Annotated in this window: 13 protein-coding genes; 1 reads left to right on the top strand and 12 read right to left on the bottom strand. The window is 57.2% G+C overall.

What is annotated here, in order from left to right; genetic code table 11:
• Nucleotides 1–213 precede the first annotated feature (213 nt).
• From ABIA70_RS07075 to ABIA70_RS07025, 11 genes are all read right to left on the bottom strand, one after another.
• Entirely contained in the window at nucleotides 214–696 is a 483-nt protein-coding gene (locus ABIA70_RS07075; RefSeq protein WP_354146883.1) for a hypothetical protein, read from the bottom strand.
• Nucleotides 697–711: 15 nt separating this feature from the next.
• Nucleotides 712–2,565 (bottom strand): DUF262 domain-containing protein, encoded by a 1,854-nt coding sequence (locus ABIA70_RS07070; RefSeq protein ID WP_354146882.1) that lies wholly within the window; start codon nucleotides 2,563–2,565, stop codon nucleotides 712–714.
• A gap of 133 nt (nucleotides 2,566–2,698) precedes the next feature.
• Nucleotides 2,699–4,861, bottom strand: coding sequence for a BREX system Lon protease-like protein BrxL (gene brxL / locus ABIA70_RS07065; protein WP_354146881.1), 2,163 nt, complete (start codon nucleotides 4,859–4,861; stop codon nucleotides 2,699–2,701).
• Nucleotides 4,861–7,491, bottom strand: a complete 2,631-nt coding sequence (pglX, locus tag ABIA70_RS07060; RefSeq protein ID WP_502917182.1) for a BREX-1 system adenine-specific DNA-methyltransferase PglX — start codon at nucleotides 7,489–7,491, stop codon at nucleotides 4,861–4,863. Before pglX (ABIA70_RS07060) ends, brxL begins: the two co-directional genes overlap by 1 nt.
• A gap of 57 nt (nucleotides 7,492–7,548) precedes the next feature.
• On the bottom strand, nucleotides 7,549–8,355 hold the full coding sequence (locus ABIA70_RS07055; protein ID WP_354146880.1) for a BREX-1 system adenine-specific DNA-methyltransferase PglX: 807 nt from the start codon (nucleotides 8,353–8,355) through the stop codon (nucleotides 7,549–7,551).
• Between the two features lie 9 nt (nucleotides 8,356–8,364).
• Complete coding sequence (gene pglZ / locus ABIA70_RS07050; RefSeq protein ID WP_354146879.1) at nucleotides 8,365–10,848, bottom strand: BREX-1 system phosphatase PglZ type A; 2,484 nt, start codon at nucleotides 10,846–10,848, stop codon at nucleotides 8,365–8,367.
• A complete protein-coding gene (gene pglX, locus ABIA70_RS07045; RefSeq protein ID WP_354146878.1) occupies nucleotides 10,841–14,326 on the bottom strand; it encodes a BREX-1 system adenine-specific DNA-methyltransferase PglX in 3,486 nt (1,161 codons plus the stop codon). The genes pglZ and pglX (ABIA70_RS07045) overlap by 8 nt, the downstream gene beginning before the upstream one ends.
• On the bottom strand, nucleotides 14,326–17,847 hold the full coding sequence (brxC, locus tag ABIA70_RS07040; protein WP_354146877.1) for a BREX system P-loop protein BrxC: 3,522 nt from the start codon (nucleotides 17,845–17,847) through the stop codon (nucleotides 14,326–14,328). The genes pglX (ABIA70_RS07045) and brxC overlap by 1 nt, the downstream gene beginning before the upstream one ends.
• A gap of 8 nt (nucleotides 17,848–17,855) precedes the next feature.
• Entirely contained in the window at nucleotides 17,856–18,467 is a 612-nt protein-coding gene (locus tag ABIA70_RS07035; RefSeq protein WP_354146876.1) for a DUF1788 domain-containing protein, read from the bottom strand.
• Nucleotides 18,460–19,080, bottom strand: coding sequence for a DUF1819 family protein (locus tag ABIA70_RS07030; protein ID WP_354146875.1), 621 nt, complete (start codon nucleotides 19,078–19,080; stop codon nucleotides 18,460–18,462). The genes ABIA70_RS07035 and ABIA70_RS07030 overlap by 8 nt, the downstream gene beginning before the upstream one ends.
• Complete coding sequence (locus tag ABIA70_RS07025) at nucleotides 19,077–19,268, bottom strand: helix-turn-helix domain-containing protein (protein ID WP_354146874.1); 192 nt, start codon at nucleotides 19,266–19,268, stop codon at nucleotides 19,077–19,079. Before ABIA70_RS07025 ends, ABIA70_RS07030 begins: the two co-directional genes overlap by 4 nt.
• A gap of 208 nt (nucleotides 19,269–19,476) precedes the next feature.
• Between ABIA70_RS07025 and ABIA70_RS07020 the strand changes: the two genes are divergently transcribed.
• A complete protein-coding gene (locus tag ABIA70_RS07020; protein ID WP_354146873.1) occupies nucleotides 19,477–21,915 on the top strand; it encodes a HelD family protein in 2,439 nt (812 codons plus the stop codon).
• Here ABIA70_RS07020 and ABIA70_RS07015 read toward each other — a convergent pair.
• Entirely contained in the window at nucleotides 21,912–23,831 is a 1,920-nt protein-coding gene (locus ABIA70_RS07015) for a hypothetical protein (protein ID WP_354146872.1), read from the bottom strand. The two genes, ABIA70_RS07020 and ABIA70_RS07015, sit on opposite strands and share 4 nt — an antisense overlap.
• Between the last annotated feature and the right edge of the window lie 128 nt (nucleotides 23,832–23,959).

Raw genomic sequence — 23,959 nt, 5'->3', positions numbered from 1 at the left:
ACAGGTTTGAAGGAGAAAGTAAGGACCGACAATCGCGCGTGGGGCTTCCGTCGAGAACCTGGACAGCCGCCGACATAGCCATTGAGTCCCTTCATCGCCGAGGTCATTGGTTCCGAATAGACCGGTCTTCGAAAATCCTGCTCGCTAAGCACGCCAATTTACTGTGGGTGGGCGCTTCCGTTAGTGATTGTGGAAACACGAGCTGCAGTTCATCTACCGTCCGAGCTGCTGAACGAACTCGCTTATCTCGCGCCGCGATGCCTCATCACCGGTTGACGGGGCACCCTCGACCATGAACCGCTGCCACATGGGTGGTACCGCGCTCTCACCAATCACACTGAGGAGACTGTGGATTTCCACTTGCCACGCGGTCTGGAGACTCGGGTTGTCTGGCCGCCCCTCATGAACCAGCTGGGTCAAACGTAGAGCCTGCTGAATATGAAATTGTTGTTGCGCCTGCTCTCGCGTATGCTGCCGGTCCCCCTCCGCCCGCCGATCCGCGGCGCGCCGGTCGTCGGCCGCTCGTTCATCGGCAGCCACACGATCTGAAGCCGCCACCCTCATCGCGGGCTTCCGATCTTTGGCGCCATTCACGAGCGCCACGCCGACGCCTACCAAAGTGACGATGACTGCAACAGACTGCAGCAAGTTGGCCCACGCCTGGCCGTCCATACCTCGAACGAAATCTAGGTTCACTGGGCGATCCTGAGCTTAGGCCACATCCCAGATTCTCTTACTAACCTCAAAGAGCAACCGGTGACGCGCCTCGACCTCATCCAACCCGAAGTTCTCGAACGGCCGGAAATTCAGACCTTCGCGTCGGGTGAAATCCAGGAAATCCAGTTTGCTCTTGTAAGTGTCTTCGCGAAGAGTCTCATTCCAGTAGAGAGTATTTGCGTAGGACCGCAGCTTCTCCTCATAGGGCTCGTTACTGCTTGATATGTTGTCGCGTCCCCGGAGCAGGAGTACGGCTCCAAGCCGATTTCTTTCCACCTCGAAAAGCTCTTCATTACCATCGAACTGGGCCAAATTGACTTCGTTATAAGACAGCACGTGCTCGATGTGGAAGCCGTTACGGGTGCCCGTCCTCGAAACGAGGTCATATATGGGGTGCTTCAACTCCCGTCCCATGCCTCCAGCCAGATAGCGCTCCACTCGTCCGAAGAAGTAACGTGCGAAGCGACTGGTAAGTCTATCCACTGTCATGGGGCGGAAGAGCTGGTAGCTGAACGGCTCCGTTGCACTCGTCTTCCTGCGCTCCTCAAGCTCTGCAAGAAGCTGCTGATCCATGAGGTGCCGAATCTTGTCTGCGGGTTGATCCCGGATGGCTGAACTCATCTCGTAGATTCGCCCGACGAACTCGTTGGAGTCGTACTGGCCTTGTAGGCGTAAAAGCGAAAATGCGCGGTCGAGCCCCTCTGACACTAGGGCGATCTTCTCGTCTTCCTCTGGATCATTAACGACGCATGCGGACATGATCAGCTGCATCTGGCTATTCATCTCAGTGAGTCTGCCGTTAAAGAAGACTGCCGGGAACTGCGAGGTTTCTTCGCCTGCGAGGGTCAAGACTTTGTGATAAAGCGATGAAAAGTAGTGGAAGTCTCCGGCAAGGAACTGCTTTACACCAAGAGGATTATGATCCAGTTTCAAAAGATCATTCAGATCTTTTTTGAAGATTTCTCGGTGATAGTCCATGTCAAAGCGCACGCCCAGGCCCCTGGTAGCGGCAAACTTTGCCTTGAGCCAAGAGCGGAAGAAGGCATCAATGGTGTCAGGTCCGAAGTGATTGAGTTTTTCAACCTGTCCGTCCCACAGCTCGTTGTATCCGCCGGTCGCGAGCTCACGCTTGTCGATTTGTCCCAGGAGCTTGCCCTTGAGAATCTCATGCGGCTTGAGGCGGACCCCCCGATCATTGATGACTTCAAACACCATGGGGACATGCGTCGTATCTACGGATAGGTTGATCAACACCAGGCGGTACAGAAAGTAGTGCACAAATACTTCAAACTTGCGCTGGCCTTGAATCTTAGAATCGAGGATCTGACTGATCGTCTGGAAGTTGGCAACGAGATTCTCGGCCGTCACCCCCGAGCTAACATCGATGGTCGAGGGGTCTTCCCCGTCGAGGAGCGCCTTCAGGACACTGAGGTGCCCTTCATGATTCATCCAAAATGAGCGCTCCATACCCGAGTAGCCCGCGATCCTGCTCTCTAGCCACGGGCCGGTTGGAGAACTGAAGCCCTGAGCCATGTGGGCCAACTTGATGAGCGTCAGAGTGAGCGTAGTGAGCCTCTGCTGCCCGTCCACAACAAAGACCCGACCCTCCACGGTATTGGTGACGTAGGTATTGAGGTAGTACCAGGGATAGTTGGCGTCGATGTTCGCACGATTTGGATCGAGATCTGTATTCTTCTTCCAGGACTCTTCGAACTCGTACAGGATGTCATCGAAGAGTCGCTGGACCGGTTCCTCGCCCCACTTGTAGCTCCGCTGATAGAAGTCGATGTGAAACACCGTGTTGGAGAAAGTCTGGTCAAGGTTCTGCTTTTCCGGCTGTATTTCCAATGACTTTCGCTTTCAACTTGAGCGGTCGGAGATTGCGGAACTCTGACCGCATCCGGCCGAGGAACCTTCATAAACATAGCTATCGGTGTAGGAGACCTCTTGGAGGCGGTGTGCGGCGCGCCGTTCGCATTGGCTAGGTGACCGGTGCTCCCACGGATGAAGTGCGTTGGTAGATCACATTAAACGACTTGACCCTGCGGAACTCCTGAACGCTCTGTCCGAGGTAGAGCTGCTTCTCTGACTTCTCGAACATATCCAGCCCACGTCCAAGCGAAATGTCCCAGCCGGTGTCAGCCCTCACCCAACGGTCGTGTAGCTCCGCCGGCTTCAAGAGCTGCACGTCCATCTTTATCCCGGCAGCCTCGACCGATCCCTTGATCTGCACGAGATCTCCAAGCTGTCTCTGTGCGTAGCCCGGGTCGTCATCTTGCACTGTCTTCACTAAGAGATTCACTTCATCACCCGGTTGGATCAGCCTCGCCCACGTGGCGATGAAGTCGACCAGGTTGCGCATTTGGTGCGGGGTGCGAAGATACGGATCTTCCAAGACGACACTCGTCGCGCCGGCCAGATAGGGGCCGAATATCCTCTCGTAGCTCGCCCCAGTTTCTCCGTTTTGGAACGTTAGGGTCTGCCCCAACGGTTGCGACGACGGCCGCGGGGCACCCGTCGCAGCTTCCTCTTCAGATGGAGTATGGGACGTCGACGGGATTCCGCCGTTGTCTGTCCCACGGCCTCCTTGTTGCGTGTTGCCACCGCCAGGTTCCGGCTGACCGCCTAGCCAGTTGTAGATACTGGGGTACCGAAGTTCCTCGGCTGTCGCAACGCCTCTCCACTCGCCCTCGAGCGTCTCGTAGCCGAACTTCACGGCCGACATTGTCTTATCGATTCTGAGGATCTGGTCCTTAACTCGCTTCCTGCCCTCAATTGCAAGGCGCAGTATCTCTTCGATCTCCTCTACGCTGGCATCACCGTGCGGGTACAAGATTTTCATGAGTCCCGAGAATGTCTTATGTATACCGTCGCGGTCTCGAGTGGAAATGTCCGCCGAGAGCGTGAAGAACTCCGTGTAGCGGTCGGAGTAGTCGTGGGCCCTCTGGGATTTCAGGATCTCGGCGATGTAATCGACTACGAACCCGTATCCGGCGGAGAACATCTCACCGCGGATGATGTCCACTTCCCAGCCGGGGATGTAGTGGTGCAATCGATCGAGGAAGGCAGCATCGTGGTACGACGGCGGCAGCTCGTCGAAGAGGTCCGAGTGCTTCAGCATATGGGGAACCGTGTGCTGAGTGTTGCCCACAAAGACCATTGAAGCCTCTGCACCGAGTGTCTCCACGCCCCGGGAGAACGTCTTGTTCGCCATGTAGTTCTTCATAATGTCGACCAGAGCTTTGTCCGACTTCTTTGTCTTGCCAGCAAACTCGTCGAATGCCACGGCGTCCCAGTAGCCGACGAGTCCCAGCCGCCCGTTGGCGTTGTTCACGAAAAGCTTCGGGACCGTGATTTCTCCACCGGAGATCAGCATCCCGTGCGGCGAGAACTCCGAATAGATGTGGGATTTGCCGGTGCCTTTGGGACCCAGCTCGACTAGGTTGAAGTTGCGTTCGCAGTATGGAATGAGCCGAATCAGCTGGATGAGTTTGGCGCGGCGGTCGAACATCTCCGGATTGAACCCGATCGACTGGATGAGCAAGTCAATCCACTCGTTGGTGGTGAACTCAGACCGGTTCGACAAATAGGCGTCCAGGTCAAAACTGGAGAGCTGGATTGGCTTGAGGGAGGCCAGGATCCACGGGCTCTGGCCTTTGTCGGGCGAGTGCTCGTACTCGACGTCTGCCAAGCACCATACTCCGCTGACCAGCAGCTTGGGGTGCTGCTTTACCGTCCCCGCGTCGACAAGCACTTTGCTCAGTTTCAGGTTCGAGAAGCTGGCTTCATAGACATCGTCCTTGTCGTTAAGCGTCACGCTGATCTTGTCGATGACTTTGTGGCGTCCACGTTCGCGGATGGTCGAGCGCACGAGCTCGGATTCGTTGCGGTGCACGTAGTGGTCGGCGAGGATCCTTCGCACGGATACGATACCGCCCTGGATCTGTGCCTCGTCATCTGTGGCACAGTACTGTCCAAGCAGATATTCCAAGACGTATGAGGGCACAATCGCGTTGCCTTTGACCGTTTTGACGAGGTCTTTACGCACCACAGAGCCCGCAAAGACGCCGTTAATCTTTTGATCGAGCGACACAGTGGTATGCCCCTTTTCCTGTTCCGTATCGAGGACGGTCTCAGCATCCATCAGAACCCCGTGAACTTGTTGTTTAGTGCCGCCCCAAATTTGGGGTAGTTGGCCTTCACCCCGTCGTCCAGGTCGATAGCGATCTGCTCGGTCGCCAATGGATACAGCACGCTCTGCTCCCACTCCTCCAACTCCAGCAGCATCTTCCCGATCTGCTCCGATTCCTTCCGGGCAGCCGTCTGTTCCTTCGCCGTCGACAACGTCGACATGGCCACCTGATCCAGATTCGCCCGGCGGGCGCGCAGCTTCGCTTGGAACTCGTGCAGGTAATCGTTCAGCACCACGCTAACCGTGTCGGGCCGGTACCTGTGCATGTAGATCAGCGCGTTAAACGAGCCCTTCGGCGAGGAGAACAGCCAATAGATAGGACGCTTCTTGTACCGCTGCACGTGGTCCTTGTAGAAGTCCTGTACAAAGTACTTCCGGATGTCCTTTCCCAACGCCTCCTCCACAAAACGAAGGTTCTCTTCGAAATGCTGCTCGCCGAAGGAGACCTTCAGGAACTCGCGGAACCGTTCGACGATGTCATCCTCGAACCATCCGTCCGACAGGACGGGAAGCACGTTGTCCTCGTCCGGCAGGAACGACGGCGACGGCACCTTCGCCAAATAATCCGCCAACGTGTCCCCCTGGTCGGCCAATACTAGGCCCGGGAGGTCGAGACTGTATCGACCAAACATGCACCCCACTGCGTATGAAACGAGATCGCGAATCGCATCTCCCGCGAGCATTCGGTCAGCGGCTTCGGTCCCCACCTCAAGTCCATACTCGGCCTGCGGGTTTCTATGGAGCGTCACTCCCGCCATCGAGTAGGACTCAGTTTCGATTTCTCGAAGGCCGTACGCTTCCCCCACACGACGTCGCACTGCTTGTTCCAGAGCATGCGTCCGTAGGGTCGCAGCGTTCCATTTCTCCACGACGCCCGCCAAAACCTGTTGGATGGCACTCGCCCGCATTCCCTCTGTAAGGAGGGGATGGGCGGCAAAGTTCCAGGAGGATTCGCGGCTATCCCAATCTTCTTTGGCAAACTGTATGAGCTGTTCGACCTTCTCCGAGACCCCGTTTTCCAAGTCCACAATCGGCAACAGGGAGATCTGCCCCACCTCAAATCCCATGGTCGGCGACATAGCTCCAAGCATTGCATCTGCAACCGCCGAGTTGCCGAAGGCGAGGAGATCCAAAGCAACTTCACGTGAGCTGCTGAATATGGAGGGGCCCTTGCCCGTAAATATGAAGCCCTGAGGATAGAATCGGAAGGCGGGAGACGCCGTACCTACCAAGGACCACGAGACCGACTCACGGAAGTAGAACTGAGGATTTCGAATACCAGAGCGCGGCTGAAAGCCGTACAACTCTTCCCCGTCATTTTTCCAGTTTATGACGAGATCGTGGTTTCCATACCAACGACGGCCACCGCCGCCCTTATTACATGGGAACCAGGTGCACGACGATGCTGCGGCTGAATTCCGTGAATCAACATTCATTGCGATTCCGTGAAAACTGACCTCTGACCACCCTCGCATAAACCTTTGGTCATCACCCGTGTACAGACCTAGCTTTGGATCTGCCACCGTGGACAAAGGCCGCCCGCGTTCGAAAGCGGCCAATAACTCCTCCGCGAGCCAGTATGCGACTGGAGCCCCGGGGACTCGGCGAAAGGCGTCGGACGACGTTCTGTATAAGTATTCGCCTGCGCCCCTATTGGAGGCGTCCCTTAGAACGGCTGCCTTCTCGGATTCTGATTTTCCCTCAACGAGCCGCAGATAGTCTCCCGTATGGGCAGCCAAATGGCAGTTGGACAGGACAAATGCAGTCGCCGCTACAACATCGCCCCCGATGCTGTCGAATGCTCCACGACCCAGGTGTGCCATCGTCAGCATAGTGCTGCGCGACCATAGCCGTTGACGAAGACGGCTGTACGACGTGAGGAACATCCAAGACTGCATGGTTATCATCGCTACGCTGCCGGCTCTTAGCGCGGCCTCGCCGGAGCGTTCTATGAACATGGCAAATAAGTCTGTACGTGAGTCCGGGTATTCGCGTTTGGCGAACTCGGCGAGCTTCGGGCCCATGTTCCCGGACCCCATGTAGGGCGGGTTCGCCACGACCACGTGATACCGCGTCGAGAGATACTCGGACTGGCGGAGCACGGTCCGGGCCCGGTCCAGGACATCCCCGCCGAACAGCGTCTCCGCCTCCCCCAGCGACTCCACGTGCGCAGTGAGCGGCCCGATGAGGTCCTGGTTCGGGCGGATCAATGACCCGAACGTGTCCGCGTCCTCAAATGCCTGCCAAAACGCAATCTCCGCGTGCTTGTCCCCGCCACGGGTCAGCAAGGTGTCCAGCTCATCCGCGGTGAAGCGGACCGGTTCCAGCACACAGATATTCGGCTCCGTGCCCTTCCCCGGGTTCAGGAACCACTTCTGCATCCCACGGGCCTTCATCACCAGCGCGAACGCCGCCAAAGCACCGGCCCGCGGATCAATCTCCGCACCAAACAGATTGTTCTTCAGGATCAGGCCCGGGATGTCCGAGGGCGCGTAACCTGCCTCCTCATACATCAGGAACAACAGATCAAAGGCATACGTGAGCATGTGCCCAGACCCGCACGCCGGATCCAGGACCTTCAACTCCTCCGGGCCGCTGATCTGCAGGAAGTCCGTGTCCGGCTCCCCCGGGGCAAGGTACTACTCCATCCGCGAAGCCAGGGCCGAGTGCGGGTTGTTCAGCAGCCACAACCGGCCCAGGGAGTTCTCCACCCGATACTTAACAATCCAGTGAGGCGTAAACAACTGCGTCGCCGCCGGGATCTCCTTCGCAGTCGCCTTCTTGTTCTTCTTAAACCCCGCGAAGACCTCGTCCTTCCGCGCGGCAATATAGAACTGGTACAACCACCCGATCACCTCAACATCCGAACAGACCTCAGGCGTCAGCGTCCGCACAATCCGCGCCACAATCGACCGGTCCGACAGCAGATCATCCGGAACCAGCAACTCCGTGAAATCCCCCGACCGCTCAAACATAAACGGCATCGGACCCGCCCAATGATTGCAATACGCCGCCAAAAGAAGCTTAAACGCCTCCCCCTGAGCATCCCCGGACACCACAGAACCCGACAACAAACCGATCACCCGGTCCCGGACCTTCTCCCCCACCACACCAACATCAACATGACCGGCCTTCGCATCCGCCAACACCTCCGGCTGCCCCGCCACAGCACCCCCACCGGGAGACACCACACCCACACCCGTGTAACCATTCACGTCCATAAACCGCAACGCCACCAAACGGTTAAACCACGTATACGCCACCTGATCCACTACAACGTCACGACCCGACCGCGCCACCACGCCATCAAGACGCCGCACCGCGTCAGGAAACTCCACCCGCTCCACCGACCCAGGCAACAACACCCCAGCCAACCGCGCCCCAACAACACCCACCAACTCAACCCGAACACCCGCAGCAAACCCACGCAACAACGACAAATCCATGCCTATCCCCTAGAAATCAAAGTCGCTGGTGAACGAGCGGCTGAGCTTAAGTGTTTTCGATGCATACACGCCCCAGTGTGTGGTTTTGGGGGCCTTTGCCAGGAGTCGGAGCTCGACGTTCTCCTTCATGAGGTCGTCTGCGTCCTTGCTAAGAACGAGCTGCAGAGACGCCATCCGCTCGCGCTTGTCGAGGCTAGTCAAATCGAAATCATGGATCACCTCATTTGAGATGAGCCGGTCGCCGAAGTAGAGGCCCACCTTCAGTTGCCGCGCCTGGACTTTGTCGCTGACGGGTTCTTTCTGGAACAGACCGACTACGACCTGATTGGTTGTAATGGAGTCCTTCTCCTGCATGATTTCGACGTCGACGAGCGAGACGTCCCCTGCCTTTTTCTTATTCACCCGAAGTACGGGGACAACAACTTCCTGCAGCGATGCACCGCCGTGCACGAAGCGGGCACCTGCCCCTTGACGCTTCAGTCTCTTGATGGATTTCGGGATCTGAATTTCGATCTCGCCCTCGAGACCCAGCTGAGCCGAAGTAAACATCCGGAGACCGTGCAAAGGCTTCAGGTTTCGTCCGAGCACGAAGCGACGGTTCTCAAAGAAGAATTCGTCACCCTGAGGTGCCTCAGACAGGAAGTCACTGGCGTCGATGGGCTTGTCTTGGTAGATGAACCCGTGATCCGCCGTGACCAGCATGTTGCTGACGTTGGCGCCGGCCGTCTTCTTGACCAGTGAAACCAGATCGACCAACGCCTGTTCTGCCGCATGGAATGCGGACGTCTCTGTGGCGAGCTTGTCGCCGGTGTGGTCAATGGTGTCGTGGTAGATGTAGACGACCGCGTTGTCCTTGAAAAGGGCCCTTTGCTCATCACGAGTCAGATCAACAAACGAGGTCGCCTTGATGGCCGTGCCACCGACGGACAGCAGGATTTTGGACCGATTTTCGGTGCCCCCGGACGGCACCCCGTCCAGTAGGACCAAAGCATTCTTTCCGGCCTGCTGCTCCAGCTTTGAATGCGGCAGCAGCGACGCCATGCCCAGCTGGGTGTAGCTCGGAAGGACGCCCAGCTGCGCGTCCAGAACAGCCTCATAGCCACTTTCTTGGCGCACGCGGGAGCCGAGCTCCTCGGCGATCTCATAGCGCATGGCGTCGGAAATGATGACGCAGACCTTGTTCTTCTTTGCCAGCTGAGGTTGGACATACTTGGCGAAGAAGTCGCGTTGTGATGGGACGACAGCGGATTTCCACACGTCCAGAGCATCCACTCGCACCTGCCACGCATCGTTCAACGGAATCAGGAACTTGTTTGAGTAGTGGCTCTCGACGACGTCGCGGAGCTGCTCAAGCGGCTGACTGAACTCAGTCTTGCGGACCCGATAAATGAAGCGTCGGTAGAGACTGTCAATCCGCCACCACGTTTGTGAGTACTTCGTCAGCCCGTCGTCAAAGGAGTTGATTTGCACCTGGAAGGCGTCGACTTCCTCGAGAAGGGCGACCCCGGCCTCGATAGCGAGATAGAGGTCCTCGTAGTTTGTCCACCACAGCGAACGGCGCCGGTGCCGCAAGACGGCACCGGCGTCTTTGCCGTTCAGAGTCTTGTCCGCCGCCAGACGGGCGGTCTCCGAGAGGATCTTCTGGTCCACGACTTCGAAGGCCAGATTTTCGAGCAAATCAGGGTACGGAGTGTTCTCTATAGCCTTGTCGATTAGGAGAATCTTGGACGCATCGCCCGACAGCGTGGTGAAGGCTTGGGAATGCCTAATGTCGTGGCTCCAGGAGCCGAAGAACAGCCTCGCATTGCGGGCCTGATGGCTCGCCTTTGGCTCATATCCCGGCAAGGTGGACTTGAAGAGCCAAAGAGCGAAATCCTCAAGACTGGGTTCAACCGAATCGTAACCGTAGATCGACTGCAGTCCCTCGAATAAGAAGCCGGTCAGATCACAGTCCGCGATCTTCTTAATCCGAGCGACGTTGTTCTTTGCGGAGTCATCCAGCAGAATCCCTACGATCTCGTCCAGCCGGTGGTCCGCGGCATCGCAACAGACCGCCAGCATCTTCGCTTTGACGTCGACCGGGGAGTCAGAATTTCTGAGCATCGCTTTCAGGGCTTGCCGGTTTGAATCGTCAGCGAAAAAGCCTGAATGCTGGGCCACCAAGTACTTGAGGTCCTGCGGGAGTCCGCTGACGTCCGCGGCGAGGTCAACTTTGTTGGCGCTGAACTTTGCGTAGAAGAGTTCGACATCGTAGAGCCAGTTGTCGATCCCTTCCTTGACAGGACCTGAGCGGTAGAGGACGTAGCGCGGCGCGGGATTGCTTCGGAGGGCTTCGAACTTCCGCGCGAACTCGTCGTTCTTGATCTTGCGTTTCTCAACGCCGTGCGCTTCAAACGTGTCGAAGTCCGCCTGGAACTCTCCAGACGGGTCGTTCCAGACAACAATGCGCGACTTCTTCAACGCCTCGTTGAGATGCTGATGAATCTCACTCATTGGCTTCCAACCCCACAATCTTCTTCAGCGCGGCTCCGAATTTGGGGTAGTTTGCTTTGACCCCGTCATCCAGGTCGATTGCGACCTGCTCCGTCGCCAGCGGGTACAGCACGCTCTGCTCCCATTCCTCCAGCTCCAGCAGCATCTTCCCGATCTGTTCTGATTCCTTCCGGGCGGCCGTCTGTTCCTTCGCCGTCGACAACGTCGACACAGCGGTTTGGTCCAGGTTCGCCCGGCGGCCGCGTAGCTTCGCTTGGAACTCATGCAGGTAATCGTTCAGTACCACGCTCACTGTGTCCGGACGGTACCTGTGCATGTAGATCAGCGCGTTGAACGAGCCCCTCGGCGAGGAGAACATCCAGTAGATCGGCCGCTTCTTATACCGCTGAACGTGGTCCTTAAAGAAGTCCTGCACAAAGTACTTCCGAACGTCCTTACCCAAAGCATCCTCGACGAACTGCAGGTTCTTCTCAAAATGCTCTTCCCCGAAGGAAACCTTCAAGAACTCCCGGAACCGCTCAACGATGTCATCCTCAAACCAGGAATCCGACAGAACCGGCAATACGTTGTCCTCATCCGGCATGAACGACGGCGACGGCACCTTCGCCAAATACTCCGCCAACGAATCGCCCTGGTCAGCCAACACGAGGCCGGGCACGTCCAGGCTGTAACGGCCAAACATGCAGCCAACAGCAAACGAGACAAGCTCGGCTACAAGACCTGAAGTCTCGGAAGCCTTCCCAGCCGCGGACAGACCATCACCGAAGTCGCCTCGCTTCAACGTGACCATCTCCCGGCTTACCGCTGAATCCGCCCCATCTTCCACACCATAGGCTCGGTCTACAAGCCGATTGATCTTCTCCTCTAGGTGGGCAGCTCGCGACGTCGATGCCAGGGACTTGTCCATATGTTCAACGCAAGCCCTGCCCAACTCCTTGTGTTGCGACTCTCCAATCAGCACGTTTTGTTGAAATTCCCAAGACGTCTCATATGAATTCCAGTCATGAGCGTGCATGGAAACGAGCTCTGTCGCGATCGATTCAAGTTCGTCGCCAATGTTATCCAGCGCATCTTTGTGAATCGGAAGCGATTTTATGTTTCCAACTTGAAAGTTGAGCGTCGGGTTCATAGCTCTAAGAAGTTGGAAACATAGCCGAGAACACATGAAAGCCAAAATCTGCAGCGGACGCACCACGAACAAGGATGAACCAGCAACGTCGAAGACAAAGCCAGCTGGGGAATACCTGGCCGCGAAGTACGAACTTGATATGAATGTCCACGTAATTCCGGGGACAAAATAGTGACTCTTTCCATCATGACGGTGCCCAGGGAATGTGGACATTAGCTTATTACCATACTCGTCATAGCGCAGGACGAATTCAGCATTCCCGTACCATTTGCGGTAGTCGCCGCCCTTGTTATAGGGAAACCATTTCTTGCCGCTCGATAGAGCCTCCGGGCGGGACGGGATCCCCAATCCGAGATCGCTGCCACTGACTTCAGCCCAGAAACGAACAACTTCAGAGTTTTTACCAGTTGACAGCCCATGCTTCACAGTCGCATAGTCCTCTAGCGGCTTGCCTTCGCTAAAAACTCGTTTCATCGCACCGGACAACCAAAAAGCAATTGGCGCTCCAGGGACTTTGAAGAAATCTTCAGAAGACGCCCGATAGAACCATCCGCAATCCTCGTCAGCTATGGCCTGCAGTGTACGCGGCCCTTGATTTTGCGCCCCCCTAAACGCGTATAACTGAATAAATCCCCCTCGATGACCCAACGATGGCTTCTTCCGAATCGTGAATGCGCACACTGGGACAGTTGCACCTTCGAAGCCCGAGTACTCCAGCTGAACCAGCGACGTCAATGGAGTTTCTTCGAGAACCCGTCTCCGGAATTTTTCAAATGTCGATATAAACATCCAAGTGTACGGTGTCATGAAACCGAGGTGCCCATCGGTCACAACGAGTTCGATGCCTCTTCGTACGAACATTGCGTACATGTCAGTCTTGCCATCGGGATAATTGATCTTGGCAAACGATGCCGTCAGGGCATCCATGTTACGGCCGCCCATGTAGGGCGGGTTCGCGACGACCACGTGATACCGCGTCGAGAGATACTCGGACTGGCGGAGCACGGTCCGGGCCCGGTCCAGGACATCCCCGCCGAACAGCGTCTCCGCCTCCCCCAGCGACTCCACGTGCGCAGTGAGCGGCCCGATGAGGTCCTGGTTCGGGCGGATCAATGACCCGAACGTGTCCGCGTCCTCAAATGCCTGCCAAAACGCAATCTCCGCGTGCTTGTCCCCGCCACGGGTCAGCAAGGTGTCCAGCTCATCCGCGGTGAAGCGGACCGGTTCCAGCACACAGATATTCGGCTCCGTGCCCTTCCCCGGGTTCAGGAACCACTTCTGCATCCCACGGGCCTTCATCACCAGCGCGAACGCCGCCAAAGCACCGGCCCGCGGATCAATCTCCGCACCAAACAGATTGTTCTTCAGGATCAGGCCCGGGATGTCCGAGGGCGCGTAACCTGCCTCCTCATACATCAGGAACAACAGATCAAAGGCATACGTGAGCATGTGCCCAGACCCGCACGCCGGATCCAGGACCTTCAACTCCTCCGGGCCGCTGATCTGCAGGAAGTCCGTTTCCGGCTCCCCCGGGGCAATGTAATACTCCATCCGCGAAGCCAGGGCCGAGTGCGGGTTGTTCAGCAGCCACAACCGGCCCAGGGAGTTCTCCACCAGATACTTAACAATCCAGTGAGGCGTAAACAACTGCGTCGCCGCCGGGATCTCCTTCGCAGTCGCCTTCTTGTTCTTCTTAAACCCCGCGAAGACCTCGTCCTTCCGCGCGGCAATATAGAACTGGTACAACCACCCGATCACCTCAACATCCGAACAGACCTCAGGCGTCAGCGTCCGCACAATCCGCGCCACAATCGACCGGTCCGACAGCAGATCATCCGGAACCAGCAACTCCGTGAAATCCCCCGACCGCTCAAACATAAACGGCATCGGACCCGCCCAATGATTGCAATACGCCGCCAAAAGAAGCTTAAACGCCTCCCCCTGAGCATCCCCGGACACCACAGAACCCGACAACAAACCGATCACCCGGTCCCGGACCTTCTCCCCCACCACACCAACATCAACATGACCGGCCTTCGCATCCGCCAACACCTCCGGCTGCCCCGCCACAGCACCCCCACCGGGAGACACCACACCCACACCCGTGTAACCATTCACGTCCATAAACCGCAACGCCACCAAACGGTTAAACCACGTATACGCCACCTGATCCACTACAACGTCACGACCCGACCGCGCCACCACGCCATCAAGACGCCGCACCGCGTCAGGAAACTCCACCCGCTCCACCGACCCAGGCAACAACACCCCAGCCAACCGCGCCCCAACAACACCCAGCAACTCAACCCGAACACCCGCAGCAAACCCACGCAACAACGACAAATCCATTACGGGGTCACCTTGGTTCCATTAGAGATCTCGGCCTTCAGGGCTCGGCGAACAGCATCCACAAAATCCTCGATGTCAGCCATCGTCTCGATGAGCTGGATGTCCGAGTCCAGCTCAAGGGAGACGAAAGGCACAATCCTGACGGTCTTTTTGGGCTCGGGATCGCCGTTCCGACCGGTTGGCGATCCAGTGGGCCGCTCCTTTGGATTTTGAGCCAGGATTTGGAACAACGCGGGCTTCACATCATCCTGGAAAGCGTTTGCTTTTCCTTTCAAGGTGACGATCTGTTTTTCCGCCGCGATGCCGGCTTCAAAGCCTTCAACACGTTTGAGCACATCTGCCTGCGCCGCGTCCGTTGCCTTTAGGAAGTGATCACCGCCGGTAATCGCCGCTGCTGCCTTTCCGACAGCTTCCTGGGCATCTGAGCGCGCTGCATTTACGGCCCCTTCCAGCACCTCGCGGAGCTGCAGGAGCTGCATGTTTAGCGCGGGTGTCTTTCCACCACGGAAGATCGTCGGATCATCCAGGAGCTTCTCGATAGCCCCGGGCAGCTCCGAGTCAATTTGCGTCAGGTTTGACTGCTCACCCCTCAGCAAGGCGGCGGCGTCGTCGTAAATCCTCTTCTGCTGTCCGTTGATGAAGCTTTCGATGGGGTCAATGACATCAGACTTAAAGTCTTGAAGCTCGTCCATGTGGGTCCGGAACGATGTGAGGTACCAATCGTCAGCCTGACCGCACACTTTGGCCAGCGCCTCTGTGGCGTGCGAGAGGGAGCTCATGAACGGGTAGTTGAACTTGTCGCGGTCCGACGTGAGTTTGTCCTGCAGGGACTGCAAACGGGCCTTGGTGGCAGCGGCCAATTCCAAGGGGTCAGCAGTCGGCTGCGGCTCGAGAAAGAAATCCTTGTAGAAATCCGCCAGCGCGCGGACGTCCGCTGACCGGTAGGCAACGGGGACGGTGAGAACCAGGACGGGGAAACGGGCAGTGTTCTTCAGGTCTGATCCCGCCTCCGTGCGGGCCAACTTCACGCCGTCACGGCTCACAGCAACTTTGCCGAGGCCGATCAACTTTGCAAGCTGCACCTGCATTGCAACGGTCGACCACCCGTACGGCTTCTGCACGAAGTGTTCGTCGACCGACTTAACTGTGACTTTGGCAGCTTGGGCATTCTGCAGGGTGACCCAGTTCAGGATTTCTTGTTCGCCAGCCGAGACCATTTGGGCAGCGTTGCTTTCGAGTGCGCCGTCGAGGACTTTAAGGTTCCGCTGAATCTGGTCTTCAGTGAATTTCGCACTGCCAAGCATCGAGAGCATCGGGTATGTCCGGGCAATAAGGTCCTGGAATGCCAAGTCAATCCGCGCGGCTGCGTCTTCTGAAGTCACCGCGATCTCCGAGGCGTTGGCCACCATGGTCGCTTTCGCAACCAGGTTCCGAAGTCGGTCGACCACTTCTTTCCGTCTCTCGGCGAGCTGCCGCCCCTTGACTTCCAGAATGTGCCGCACAGAGTCGGATTGCTGGCTAGAGCTTTTCAGTTTGAGGTACTTCTCCGTCCTGAGATACAGCCGCAAATCTGCCATGAGTCTGCCGTCGTCGGCGATGACTACGCGGAGCTCATCCTTGCCGGAGCTGTGGGCCTTCAGGGTCTCGAGCGAGTCTGCGTACTCGTATTCAGGGCTGATGAAGTGAAGAGTCAGCTCCTTCTGCTGGCCATAGGGGCTGTCGTCAAGTCGTACCCCGAACGGGAAATCCTGGCCATTGGAGACGTAACGCACCTTCGATGACTTCAGGATGTCGCCGGTAAGGAACGCCGCGAAATCGGATCCGAACTTGTTTGAGTCCAGAGGAGTCGACTTGATCTCGTGCTCGATGTCCTTTTCGTCGCTCGTCAGGTACTCGTAAGTGGATCCATTGAGCTGGATGTACGTTTGCTGCTCCAGCAGGTTGAGAGCGTCCTTCACTTTGTTGGAAAACTCAACCATGTTCAGACCGAAGCGGCTGAACATGAGAATGGTGAGATTCCGCGGCGTGGCTTTGAAATCTGGCACGTACTTCACTAGGAAGAGCGCTTTGAGCACCTGCACCGCAAAAAGGTTCTGTTGGCTGAGGTGATCCTCAGCGGTGATGATGGCGCCCTGAAGCTGGGATTTCAGGGAGTGCCGGATGCCCTCGAACATGCGGTCAAAGGTCGCGAGTTCGCCGACCGGGGTATCTTGCAGCTGTTGGATGACGTCCTGGAAGACTCCGAGCATGGACCGTGCTCCGACCGCAAGGTTGTTGCCCTCAAACGCATTGTGGGCGGACAGCCCCTTGAGGGCGTCCTGGAACAGGGTGTATTGGTAGGTAATGAAGGGGTAGCTCGATGTAAAATGCTCTTCATCCTGGAAGATGCGGTACTTGCGTGATCCGTCCGCGAAATCGAAGAGCGTTTTGAAGTTGTTCGCCTCTGCCGCGTAAATTCCGCCCAACTGGATTGCTCCGCTAGCGGTTTTTTCCAGCAGGCGTTTCTGGATGACTTCTTCCACATCCGCGCTTGTGAGCTTTACCCGGTTCTTGAAGCGCGCCTGGATCTTGGAAAAGTCGTTACCCTGTTTGCTCGTCCGGTCGCCGATGACGGCGTCGACGTCCTCCTGGGAAGTGACTAGTACCCATGCCCGGCCATTGCATCTAGTGGCGAGCGTCTCCGCGACAGTCTGGAGATTCAGCATGAGCTTCGTGTTGTCCGCAATGAACTGCCCGACCTCGTCGACGTAGAAGTTGAGCCGGTAGTTTCCGTCCTGGCTATCCAGCCACTCCCTAACGTCGTTCGCAAAGTCTTCGATAGAGACGCTGTAATCGGAACGGTACTTTGAAAGGATCTGTGTGGGCGCTGTTTCGTCCTGGCCCGTTACACGCGCGTACGCCTTGGCGATGTTGCCTTCTTGGAGGATGCCGAGGGTGCGCCCCTCTTCCCATGTTTTGGACGAAATCTCCTGGTAGACGCCCTTGAAGCTGCCGAAAATGCCCTCTTTGACGAGGTCCCTCTCGAACCTTGCCACGTGGCCCAGCTGCCCGTAGAAGCCGCAGGACTCGTTGAAGACTTTCACGAAGACGCTGAGCAGCGCATCCGGCTGGTCCTTGCTCTGCAAGGTCGCCTTCTGGTCGATGTTGAAGAGGATGCTCTTCGCCGGTATCTGCCGGGACTTTTCTATCGCCGCACGGAGGATGCCGTTGCCGGCGGTCTTCTGGATGAAACTCTCGACTACCTGGTCCCTCGAGACCTTTTGCCCGTCGACGTCGCCGAGTAGGTGAGCCAGCATCTTGAGCATGTGGGACTTACCGGATCCGAAGAATCCAGAAACCCAGGCACCGTTCGCGCCGGCGTAGTTGTTGTAGGCGTCCAGGAGGGATTCCATCCGCTGGCTTGCCTCGTTAGTGAGCACGTACTCACTAACTTCTGTGCCAATCTGGGACTCATCGTCGGCTTTGACGACGCCCTCAATCGTTCGCGAAATGTCCTTCGCAAAGATGTCATGAAGTTTCATGGTTCCCCCTAATTAACGTGGTAATCGAAGATGTTGAACGCGCGGTAGTACTGGTCATCCGTGAGCTGCCCAAAGAGCACCAGCGAGGACCCCTGCGAAGCTGACTGGCGGTACTCCCCTGGAAAGAACATCAGCATTGGCTTGTCTTTCGAGATGCTCAACAGATTGTTGAGCACCGTGTGCGACCGGATGTAAGGAAAGACTTCGCCAATCCCGGTGAGGAAGAAGATGTCGTGCGGCGCTTTGAGTTTCTCCCTTACGCGCGGAGCGAGCTCGTGCGCTGGATCGAAGATCTGCTGGAACAACTCTCGAAACTCGTCCTTGGAGTGCTGGGGTTCCGCCTCCAGAACACTGTCCCACAGCTCCCGTTCTTGGAGGATCTCGACTGTAAGGTCGTAGAGATTGATCTCCAGGACTTCGATGCCGTCGACTCTGAGACGGCTCTGAAGTCGCTTCTGAACCTTCTCCATCGCGAGAGCCTCAGCTGGCGCGAAGGGACAGATAAAGAAGGGAACTTCGTTCCCGGGCACCTTGTTGTCAAGGAAACGCCGGCTCGTGAGCGCCTTGAGGAGGTGCTCTTCGCGCTTAGCGAGGGGCATATCTGAGACCTTCTTATGCATGCATCAAACTTTCAATTTCGAAATCCGTGATGGGGAAAACCAGGAAAGACCCCGGACCGCGTCGGCGTAAGGCTTCGGCCACCCGTTCTCCTATCACTTGAGGAAGGATATGGCCTGCCTCTGACACTATTTGCGCTTCCCGGAGCATCCTGAACAAATTCTGCCGAAGCTTGTTCTTCGTGCTGGGCTTGAGGTCCTCCAACTCACCGTGCCAGAACGACTTCTTCACGAAGAATGTATCCAGAGCAGCGGGGCCCAGCTCGTTGCTCATGGATAGGTATTTCTCTCTGACTTCCTCTTCGGCGAAGTCAGCGACGAAGGGGTACTGGAGGCAGATAGCCAGCCAAACGAGCTGTTGGCGCTCGGGGGCGTTGCCGCCGACCACGATCTCCAGCTCGGCGTCAGTCAGCATGCGGACACGGTCCATCGCCTCGCGGCTAATGCGCGCGACGGCGGACGCGGTGCGCTTCTGGATGAGGTTGTTGGCTCTCACCGAGGCTCTGGCCTCCCGCCAGTCACCGAGGCGCAGATACTCCGCAGCGAGGACTCGGCACTCGTTCGCCAGGAGTCCGCCAGTGGTGAAGGACAGCTTGTAACGTGTCTCGTCGCTCAATCCGACGGTCCACCTTCGGCCGCCCCGCCGGCAATAACCCACGTATCAACGTCGCTGATCTTGAACTTCCACAGCCTGCCGACGCGATGAGCCGGCATTTCCCGCTTTGCGAGCCAGGCGTACACAGTGTCCTTGCTAACGCCGAGGTGCTCGGCTACGTCGTCCACTGAAGACCACGGCTCAGCCATTAGAACTGGAATGCGACTCGGATGTTTGCGGCATAGGCCCGATCTTATAGGACGAAGGCTTCTTGGCTAGTAGTTCGGGAGGCCGCCGATGCAAGGAGTCGCCTTCACGAGCCGTAGTCAACCTACAACGCCGACTGAATGCCACGGACTGGTCCGGGAATGTCGGACTGCTCTGCTTTAATTTGTTCGATAAGGCACAGGGGGAAGCATGACGGCGCAATTGCAGGACACCGACCGGGAAGCGTTTGAGGCCGAGAAGGCCGTCGAGCAGGGCTTTTTCGACGATACGAAGCTGGTTTACGACAAACATCTCGAAGATGCGGCCAAAGCCGTCGTCAGTGGAAACACCCACGAGCGATCAGCACAGCGCGCGGCGCTGCAGAATCGGAAACGACTTGAGCCGACAGAAGCGGTTGCCACTGCTCGCATGGATCTAGACAACGGCGAGACCATTTATCTCGGTAGCATTGCCATCCGCGACCATGATTATGAGCTCCTGGTCTGCCCCTGGCAGTCAGAAATCGGCAGTTCCTTTTACGCGGCGACACCTGAAGACCCTCACGGCGTCTCCCGGAAGCGCGTGTTCGCTACCACGTACAACCGGATCGATACGTTCACGGACCAAATCTTCCAAGAGCTCTCTGATGAGTTCAAAGCCGAGACGTTCGTCGGTCTGGATCCCCTTCTTGAGGATCTTGGGCGCGACCGTGGTGAGTTCATGGCTGACATTGTTCGCACCATCACGGCCGATCAGAATAGGATCATTCGCGCGCCCAGAGAGCAGCTGCTCGTTATCCAGGGCGGTCCAGGTACCGGCAAAACGGCGGTAGCCCTTCACCGCGTTTCGTGGATCTTGTTCAATTTCGCGGAGGAGCTCCAGCCCAAGGACGTATTAGTTGTGGGACCAAATCCGACCTTTACGAAGTACATAAAACGCGTATTGCCCACCTTAGGCGATGTCGATGTAGTGCAGCAGTCACTCGCGCAGTTGCTGGCTGGCAATCTGGCCCCGCGCGGTCAAGAGAGCAATGAGATCGCTCGCAAAAAGGGCTCGGCCAAAATGGAGTCCATTGTGCACAAAGGGCTTAAAGATCGTGAGCGCATCCCAGTCAATGGACTCTCTGTGAGGCGTAGTGACTCCACAATCCGAACACTTCAAATCACAAGTTTCGAGATTAAGGACGCATTGGAGCGCCTGTCCTCTAGCAAGCACAACCGACGTCGAGCCCAGTTGAAAACTGCCCTCCAAGCAGTTTTGTTGTCAAAGAATTTCGCTGGGCGCCTCGATCCCCTCGCGCTAATCGATCAAGAGTCATTTGAGGAGCAAGTCGACAGGGTTTTACCCCGGCTGTCGCCTCAGCAGTTTGTGAGGGACCTATATGGATCAAAGGAGAGGCTCGTCCATGCGGGTGCAACCGCAGCCGAGGCAGAGCTCTTGTACCGCCGACCTGCGGCGAAGACGGGCGAAGAGGCTTGGACGATGGCTGACCTCGGCGTTATTGATTGCGCAACCGACTCTATCAACGGTACGCCCCTTAAGTACGGTCACATCGTTGTCGATGAAGCGCAGGACCTCTCCTACCTGCAGCTCCGCGCTGTTCGACGCCGTAGCCAGAATGGCTCCATGACTGTCGTCGGTGACATTGCGCAGGCAACATCGGCATACGCACGGAAGGACTGGAATCAGGTTCTTACAACACTAGGCGACGAAGACAATTACACGGAAACTGAACTTACCGTCGGGTATCGAGTTCCCGCCCCTGCCCTAGCTGTCGCTGCCAAAGTCCTTGAAACGGCGGCCCCCGGTTTGGCTCCCCCTAAGGCATTCCCTCGCCCAATTGAGGAGGAACCTCAATGGCACGTCGCCGAGGAAATCGAAATGATGGACTCTGTCGTTCGGGCAGTAATGGCACATAGTTCACGTGGACTGTTCGTAGGTGTTGTCGTCCCTCCAACCCAAATGAACTCAGTTCAGGGTGCCTTCAAGGCCGCCGGCATGAAATTCAGCGAGTCGGCCACTGGTGGTCTTTCGCAGGGTATCAACTTGATATCTCCAGAGGAGGCAAAAGGGCTGGAATTCGATGCCGTCGTGGTCGTTGAACCGAAAGCCATTCTCCATATGGCCCAAGGAGCCAAGCTTCTGTACATCGCCCTGACGCGGACCGTCCATCACCTCGACGTGGTGCTTCGATCCGACCGGATTCCGGCGATGCTTGGAGAATTCATCTCAAACACCGTGCCTCAAGAGTCGGCAGTCGTCGAAAAGGCCGACGACAAGGATGTCGATGACGAAGGCCCCGAAATTCAATTCCCTGACACCTTCGACGACGGCACAACGAATGTGAACGAGGATCACTGGCCGGGGGAAGTATCTCCCGAATCGGAGGATCAAGACGACTCCGATGGGGGGTCTGACGAGGGCAGTAGTGTCCCTCAGGACAATGACTCTCAGGCCCGGGAATCAGATGCTGAGACGGACGTGACACCCGCCGGGTCCAGCAGCGGTCTTAAGCCCATGCTGGAACGAATGGCGCAGGGTATCGCATCCGACTTCTTCGACGTCCTGCGGGAGGTGAGCCCCAGCGTTCAGCAGCGCGTTGTCGACGTCCTCTGGGACAAGATTGAAGAGGCTACCCCAGACGTCTAGTTTGTCTGACCATTCGGCAGGTGCGGCCCGATGTACCCCACCACAATTCTTCCAGCAATGGCTGTAGCGTCGATGTAATGCAAGCGGGGGGACACCATTCCATGTTTTGCAATACGGAAATGGGCGCCCATGAAAGCCTGTCCGCGCGGATCAACTTCGAATGGCACGGGGAGCGTTCGCGGGACGGAAAACCCAGGATTGTTCTTCACCGTTTCGCTTTCATCACGGGCGTGACGCCCCGGAGGATAGGTGCGCCCGCCGGGCGGTGGCGACTCCAGATATGTGTGCACGCTTCCTACAGCCACGCCCTCAGCTTTGAACCGCGCATAGTCATTCAGAGCCGTCAAGATGCTCCAAGTCATCCCGCACCACCGGCCAACAGCATCGTGATCATCTAGGCCAGCGGTCGTGTCTTTGTCCCCCGTGTACAACACAAATGGGAGATCCACGAACGATTCGACAAGGCTGTTGAAGTTCTCTGGCACAGCCAATTCGGCCGGTCTGGATTCATCAAGTTCGGACCAGTCCACGTCGCCGCCAGACCTGGCAAGCATCGCCCGCAACTTCAACTCGGCGTCTTGTGCTCCTCGGGCGACCGCGGTTTGGGCCTCGAAAAGCTCCCAGGTTTCCCCTGCATCTAGCTCGAGATCTTCAATCAGGTGACGGAGCCTGTCTTGTTCCACTACAGCGGCGTCAAGATCCGCCGCGTCCTGGTCAACCCTTGCCAGTAGCCGGGAGTTCAACCTTTCGGCCGCGCGCTCAGCCGCCAAAAGCTGCCTGATTGCTTCGACGGAAGCCGCCGATGGCCCGCTACCCGTGAACTCCTCGACCAGCGCCCGGAGGGCGAGATAAACGTCGGCCTCGTCACTGACAGTCTCTTTAGGTACCTGATGCTCACCAGGCCGATCAATTTCGGAGTGGGAGCGGCTGTCGGCCTCTTTCGTTTCCGGCGTAGTCGGCTCGGCGTCGCCGGTCACTGTGCCTGTCTTTACTCCTTCTGGAGACATCGGCATCAGACGCTCTAGCGCGGGGAGTGCGGGCTCTTCTACAGGCGAGAGTATGGGCGCCATACGGAGCTCAGCTTCATCGAAACGTCGGTCCAATAGGCGAACGTTGTCATCCAGCAGGGCTGCCTGAGTGATCTCTCTCGCTTTGTAACTAAGTGTCTTGCGAAGTCGCCCGACATTTTGTGTCGCGATTGATTCGGAGGTCAGGAATCTGTGGCGCGCCGCGTCCTGCGGGTCGAGGACGTCGAGCTCCGGAAGATATGTCCTGAGCATGCCCGGGCGCACGCCGAAGGCATCCCCCACACGCTGATTGAATAGAGTCGTGGCAACAGGGTCCAGCACGTAGCCGGACGCTTGACCGACGGTCTGTTTCAGTAATTCCCCGACGAAGTCCTTCCACTCTCTCATCGGCAGCCCGGCGCTACTCCCGGCGATGAAGGATAGTGTTCGACGTCCTCCACGGCCAAGCAATCGGATAAGCTCGTCGACCTGCTGGGGGCGAACTATTACAGGACGCTTCGTGAGCCTGACGCCGCGATCTGAACACGAATACTCATCGATCAGCTGGCTCACGAGCCTGGGTGCTCCAGCCCATTCTGGTCCTTCGACGTCCATCCAGAACCATGGACGTCCGTTGACGGGTTGCCGCACCGTAAGTGTGGAGACCCAATCGCCACCAGGAGTCTCTTCCGTGAGAATCAGGCGCTGAGTCCCCGCCAAGTCTGCTGTATCGGGAGCAAGCCACTTGACTCGCGCACTTTCTGAGACGGCCACTTCGCTATTCGCCCGGAGAGCGTCTACATCGAGATTCTTACCGCGCAGCCAGTCCACGGTCTTCTGCACGACGCCCTCGACGACGTCATCTCCAGTTTGTGGATTGATCGTCAGCAAAGTCCTATAGCTCAGCACGCGGTTTCCTCTCAAGCGTTGATGAAAAGAATCCTACTTGCCGTTCGGGACGACGGTGCGTGTCCAATGGCACAACGGGTGAACGACAGTGGTGATCAATCGGATCCATTTTGTCGCGCGATGTGCAA

Source organism: Arthrobacter sp. 754, from assembly GCF_040548695.1.
GTDB lineage: Bacteria > Actinomycetota > Actinomycetes > Actinomycetales > Micrococcaceae > Arthrobacter.
The sequence above is the reverse complement of the archived record's forward strand: the minus strand, read 5'-3'. Positions and strand labels throughout refer to the sequence as shown.